5 protein-coding genes and 1 pseudogene are annotated in these 5,289 nt (G+C 61.9%); 1 reads left to right on the top strand and 5 read right to left on the bottom strand.

Annotated elements, in window-relative coordinates; all coding sequences use genetic code 11:
• Nucleotides 1-475: VTT domain-containing protein (locus RBR41_RS14450; protein ID WP_320353374.1), on the top strand; the 475-nt coding region annotated here is incomplete at its 5' end.
• Between the two features lie 216 nt (nucleotides 476-691).
• Here the strand turns inward: RBR41_RS14450 and RBR41_RS14445 are convergent.
• The 5 genes and pseudogenes from RBR41_RS14445 to RBR41_RS14425 form a co-directional block, all read right to left on the bottom strand.
• Nucleotides 692-2,200, bottom strand: coding sequence for an ATP-binding cassette domain-containing protein (locus tag RBR41_RS14445; protein WP_320353373.1), 1,509 nt, complete (start codon nucleotides 2,198-2,200; stop codon nucleotides 692-694).
• Between the two features lie 12 nt (nucleotides 2,201-2,212).
• Nucleotides 2,213-2,452: a hypothetical protein gene (locus tag RBR41_RS14440; protein ID WP_320353372.1), complete on the bottom strand. Its 240-nt coding sequence runs from the start codon at nucleotides 2,450-2,452 to the stop codon at nucleotides 2,213-2,215.
• Entirely contained in the window at nucleotides 2,418-3,452 is a 1,035-nt protein-coding gene (locus tag RBR41_RS14435) for a histidinol-phosphatase (protein WP_320353371.1), read from the bottom strand. Before RBR41_RS14435 ends, RBR41_RS14440 begins: the two co-directional genes overlap by 35 nt.
• A gap of 271 nt (nucleotides 3,453-3,723) precedes the next feature.
• Nucleotides 3,724-5,142: an NADPH-dependent glutamate synthase gene (gene gltA, locus RBR41_RS14430; RefSeq protein ID WP_320353370.1), complete on the bottom strand. Its 1,419-nt coding sequence runs from the start codon at nucleotides 5,140-5,142 to the stop codon at nucleotides 3,724-3,726.
• A pseudogene (locus tag RBR41_RS14425) lies at nucleotides 5,132-5,289 on the bottom strand (sulfide/dihydroorotate dehydrogenase-like FAD/NAD-binding protein); the annotation flags it as partial. The gene gltA and the pseudogene RBR41_RS14425, both read right to left, overlap by 11 nt.

Below are 5,289 nucleotides of genomic sequence, written 5' to 3'. Positions count from 1 at the left end.
GGAAGTGATGCTGGTGCTGCTGGCGGCGGGCGTTTTTGGCGATGCCGTCAATTATTGCATCGGCCGCCATGTGGGCCCGGCCATTTTTTCCCGTGACAGCCGCTTCATCAAGAAGGAACACCTGCTCAAGGCCCATCATTTTTACGAGCGCCACGGCGGCAAGGCCATTGTGCTGGCCCGCTTTGTGCCCATTGTCCGCACATTTGCCCCCTTTGTGGCAGGCATTGCCCTCATGTGTCCGCGCACGTTCTTTTTCTTCAATGTGACGGGTTGCATTCTGTGGGTGGGCTGCCTGGTTTCAGCCGGGTTTTTTCTGGGGAATCTGGATTGGGTGCGCCAGAATTTCAGCATCATCGTCTATGCCATTGTGGTGGTCTCGGTGCTGCCGGTGGTCATTGAAGTGCTGCGTTCCCGTTTGGGCGGCAAAAAGAGCGCCGTGTCCGGAAGTGAAGTGGACGCTAGCGAAAAAAAATAGCCCTTGTGCTGCGGTTTTGCTCCGGGCAACAAAAAATCCCGCCAATGGCGGGATTTTTTAATGGCTCTCGCGCGATGGGCTGCGCGGAGTTGCCGGGCCGCGACACAATAAAGCCCTGTGTGTGGCAAACGGACTGGCGCGGCAGGCGAATCAGGAGAAAACACCGACACGGCGGTCATGCCAGCGTGTCTGTTTCGCAATTTCTTTCAAAGATGCCTACATGATCACGCGCAGCTGCCCGTCTTCCATATGCGCCTCGCGGTTGATGCACAGGGGCGCGTCTTCGCCATGGTGGGACACAAAGACCATGGGCAGCCCCCTGGCGGCCAGATGGTCCAGAAGGTTGAGGTAGCGCGCGCGGCTTTGGGCGTCCAGGCCGGAGCAGGGTTCGTCCAGCAGCAGCAGGTCAGGCTCGCCCACCAGCGCCCGCGCCAGAAAGAGGCGGCGCAGCTGCCCTGTGGACAGGCGGCGGATGGACTTTTGCCCAAGGGCTTCTATGCCCTCCTCGCTTTCTTCAGGAAACATTTCGCGCATGCGGCGGAGGGCCTCGGCCTTTTCTGCCGGGCTGAACTTGCGGTAGACGCCGATGCTGTTGTCAAACCCGGTGCAGACCATGTCATGCGCCGTCAGCGAATAGCCGTACAGCGCCTGCGACAGGTCGGATACCAGGCGTATGCCCTTGCGCACTTCGGCCAGGGTGTCCACAGCGCCGCCCTGACGCGGCAACCAGCGCTCCAGCGTGCCCCCGGCGGCCGCGAACTCGTCTCCGGCCAGCAGCCGCAGCAGGGTGGATTTGCCTGAGCCGTTGGCTCCGCTGATGCGCCAATGCTCCCCTTGATGCATGCTCCAGGTGACGTTGTGCAGCACTTCCTGTCTGTCGATGAAAACGGTGACGTTTTCAAGGTTCAGCAGGGGACGCACCGCCTCAACCTGTCCGGCTTCATCGTCCGTGATGGTAAGCCCCTTTTCCTGCACAGCGTCAGTTTCTTCGGCCTCCGAGGCTTCCTGCCCTGTCTGGCTCGGCGGGACGGAATACAGCCTGCCGTCACTGACATAGTGGCGTTCCTCGCACCAGTCGGGTATCTGGCCGGGGCGGTGCGCGGTCATAATGACGGTGCAGCGCGCGGCGTGCTCTTCAAGCACGTCAAAGAAGATTTCGCGGTAGCGGGCGTCCAGCCCGTCGGTGCATTCGTCAAGCAAGAGCAGGGCCGGGGCCCGCAACAGGGCTCTGCCAAGAAGCAGCAGGCGCAACTGGCCTTGCGAAAGGGTGTGCATGACGCGATCCAGGAGGCCCTCCGCCTCAAGGCGGCTCGCCATCCGTACGGCCGCTTCGCGGCGGGCGAGAGCCTGAGCGCCGCCGTCGGAATAGACCAGAGGCGTATCGTCAAACCCTGTGAGCAGCAGGTCAAGACCTGTCAGATCCCACGCCTGGCGCTGGTAGTTTTCTTGCTGGCTGGGGGACACAAGGGCCGTCATGGCGCGTCCGGCCAGGGGAGACTGTTCACGGCCTTCGGCCGTGTGCCACCAGATGTGGCCCTTGGAAGGCCAAAGCTCGCCGCGCAGCAGGCGCAGCAGGGTGGACTTGCCGGAGCCGTTGGGCCCAAGCAGGGCGCAGTGGCGGCCACGCGCAACCTGCCAGTCTATGTGGTGCAAAACGCGCCGCTGGCTGACATCGCCGGGCAGAAAAAGACTCAGATCCCTGATGGTTACAATTGGTTCAAACATATGTCATCCCTGCTACAGGTCTTCAACGTAATGCGGAAAGGTTCGAGAACGTGCTGCCGAGGACAGAATGGCGGCTTCTGGGCCGGGCTGCCGCCGTGGTGCGCCTGCCAGAGTTCCTGCCAGAGTTCCGGCCAGAGTTTCTGCCAGAGTTCCGGCCAGAGTTCCGGCCAGAGACTCGGCCAGGGCCTCGCTCAGGGCACTGGAAAGTCGCCATGCCCTAAATGGGGTAGACGCTGCGCTGCCCACGGTCAAACACGGTGTATTCCCTGAAACCGAAGGCGCGGGCATAGGAGGCCAGCCGGGCAAAGCCGTAGCCTACATCGTCCGTCACGTGCGCGTCCGAAGCGAAGCTTATGGGCAGGCCCATTTCTGCGGCCATGACCATGATGGGCGGCGCGGGATAGATTTCGCGGCAGGCTTTGCGCAGACCGGCCGAGGAAACTTCCATGCTCATGCCGGAGTGCCGCAAGGCCGCAAGCCCCCTTCGCACAAGGGCCAGACTTTCTTCTTTTGCCAGCCAGACGTGAAACTGCTCGACGGAGAAAATTTTGATGAGATCCGGGTGCGCGGCAATGTTGAAAAGGCCGGAGGCCAGCATGCGTTCCCAGGCTTCAAAATAGCGGGTGTACTGGGTTTCGCATTCTTCCTGCGACATGTCCTTCCACGGTTGCGCGCCATCGTCAAAGCCCCATTGGCCGATGAAGTGCACGCTGCCCAGCAGGTAGTCAAAATCATAGGCCGTACTGGACGCGCGGGTAAAGTCCAGCTGGCCATCAAGCCAGTCCATTTCCATGCCAAAAAGCACCCGGCAGGGGCCGTGCGCATTGGCGGCCTTGATTTCCAGAACTTCGCGGGCATAGTCCGGCAGGTGGCGCGTCAGTTTGTCCCTGTATTCATTGGTATAGTCAAAACCCAGGGGACGTGGCGAGTGCTCGGTAAAGCCAATGATCTCAAGCCCCCTGGCCTGAGCGGCCGCGTACATTTCGGCCGGGCTGTTGCCGCCGTGAGAATACTTGGTGTGGGTGTGCAGGTCTGCGAGAATCATGCGGTGGTTTTCCTGGGTGTCCGGGGAGTCCCGGCCTCCCGTGGCGGGAGGAAGGTTGCTGTGTGCTGTCAGTATGAACCGTAAAAGTCCGGCTGGCAAGATGCGGCAGGTACGGGAGCCTTGCGACGTCCGCCCGCAGTGCCAGCCCGCAGTGCCAGCCCGCAGTGGCAGGCTTGCAACGCTGGTTGTGCAGCGCCAGTCCTGCAAGTGAAGCGCCCGTGCGTCAGTTCCTTGGCCAACCCCGTGCGCCAGTCCCGCGCGACAATCGCACAGGGCGGCAATGCACAGCGTCAGCCCCACGCGGCGTGCCAGCCTTGCAGCATGCGGGCACGGCAGGGCCTTTGCGGCAGCAGGCGCATGTCGGTACGGGGTTTACGGCGGCAGCAAGGCTCGCAATGTGCGGTTCGAAAAAAAGGGTGCGAAAGTTCGCCTGGCAAACTTTCGCACCCGTATGGCAACAATCAGCTATGACTGTATCTTATTTCAGCAAGCGCCGTACGATTTCCTGACCGGCCTTGCGCCCCGCACCCATGGCAAGGATGACGGTGGCCGCGCCGGTGACGATGTCGCCCCCGGCAAAGACATTGGGTATGGACGTTTCGCCCGTTTCTTCATTGACCTCGATGTAGCCCCACTTGTTCTGCTTGAGCTTGGGGGTGGCGTCCAGAAGAATGGGGTTGGAACGTGTACCCAGCGCCACGACGGCAAGGTCTGTGGGCAGGTCGAACACTTCGCCCTCAATGGCCACGGGGCGGCGACGGCCGGAGGCATCTGGCTCGCCCAGTTCCATTTTTTGCAGGGTAACGGAAGTAAGGCGCATTTCGGCATTGCCGTTAAAGCGCAGCGGCGCCGAAAGCATGGCGAACTGCACGCCCTCTTCCTCGGCGTGTTCCAGCTCTTCAAGGCGGGCGGGCATTTCAGCCCTGGTGCGGCGGTAGACGATATGCACGCTTTCAGCCCCCATGCGCAGGGCAGTGCGGGCCGCATCCATGGCCACGTTGCCAGCGCCGAAGACAGTGACGTTCTTGCCCGGAAAGGCCGGGGTGTCCTGATTGGGAAAGTCGTAGGCCCGGCCAAGGTTCACGCGGGTGAGGTACTCGTTGGCCGAGAACACGCCCACCAGGTTTTCGCCGGGGACGCCCAAAAACATTGGCAGGCCCGCGCCCACGCCGATAAAGACGGCATGGTGGGTTTCAAGCAGTTCTTCCACCTCGACGGTACGGCCGCCAACGGAGTTGAGGTGAAAGTCAACGCCAGCCAGGCGCAGGCCGTCAATTTCGGTGGCGACCACGTTCTTGGGCAGACGGAAGGCGGGGATGCCGTAAATAAGCACGCCGCCCGGCTCGTGCAGGGCTTCGTACACGTCAACCTTGATGCCCGCAGCGGCGCAGACGCCCGCACAGGTGAGGGAGGACGGGCCGGAGCCGATGCAGGCAACCTTGAGGTCGCCGCGCGGCAGGGCGCAGGAGTTGGTGCCGGTGACCTGCTCGCAGGCCGAGGTGGCGATATAGGTATCGGCCACAAAGCGTTCAAGGCGGCCGATGGCCACAGGCTGGCCCTTGGCCCTGAGAACGCATTTGCCCTCGCACTGATGTTCCTGCGGGCATACGCGGCCGCAGACGGCGGGCAGGCTGTTGGTGCTTTTGATGATGCGGTAGGCGGCGTCCATATTGCCAACCGCCACTTCGCGGATAAAGTCGCGGATGGGCACTTCCACCGGGCAGCCGCTGACGCAGAGGGGTTTTTTACACTGTAGGCAGCGTGTGGCCTCTTCAATGGCCATCTCTTTGGTGTAGCCCAGGGCCACTTCGTCAAAATTGGCGCGGCGCACTTCGGCAGGCTGACAGGGCATATCCACCCTGGGGGCTACGGGCTTTTTGGGGGTCTTAGTTTCCATGAGCAGTCCTCTGATAGTCATCGATGGAGACTTTTTCCTGTTCACGATAGGCGGCCAGACGGCGGCGCAGTTCAGGAAAGTCCACTTCATGTCCGTCAAATTCGGGGCCGTCCACACAGGCGAACTTGGTTTTGCCGCCCACGCTGA

Origin of the sequence: Desulfovibrio sp. (assembly GCF_034006445.1) — a bacterium.
Taxonomy (GTDB): domain Bacteria; phylum Desulfobacterota; class Desulfovibrionia; order Desulfovibrionales; family Desulfovibrionaceae; genus Desulfovibrio.
The sequence above is the reverse complement of the archived record's forward strand: the minus strand, read 5'-3'. Positions and strand labels throughout refer to the sequence as shown.

What these genes read in the sequence shown, in the direction of transcription:
- RBR41_RS14445 (WP_320353373.1), bottom strand. Translation starts at nt 2,200, where the DNA reads ATGTTTGAACCAATTGTAACCATCAGGGATCTGAGTCTTTTTCTGCCC.
- gltA (WP_320353370.1), bottom strand. Translation starts at nt 5,142, where the DNA reads ATGGAAACTAAGACCCCCAAAAAGCCCGTAGCCCCCAGGGTGGATATG.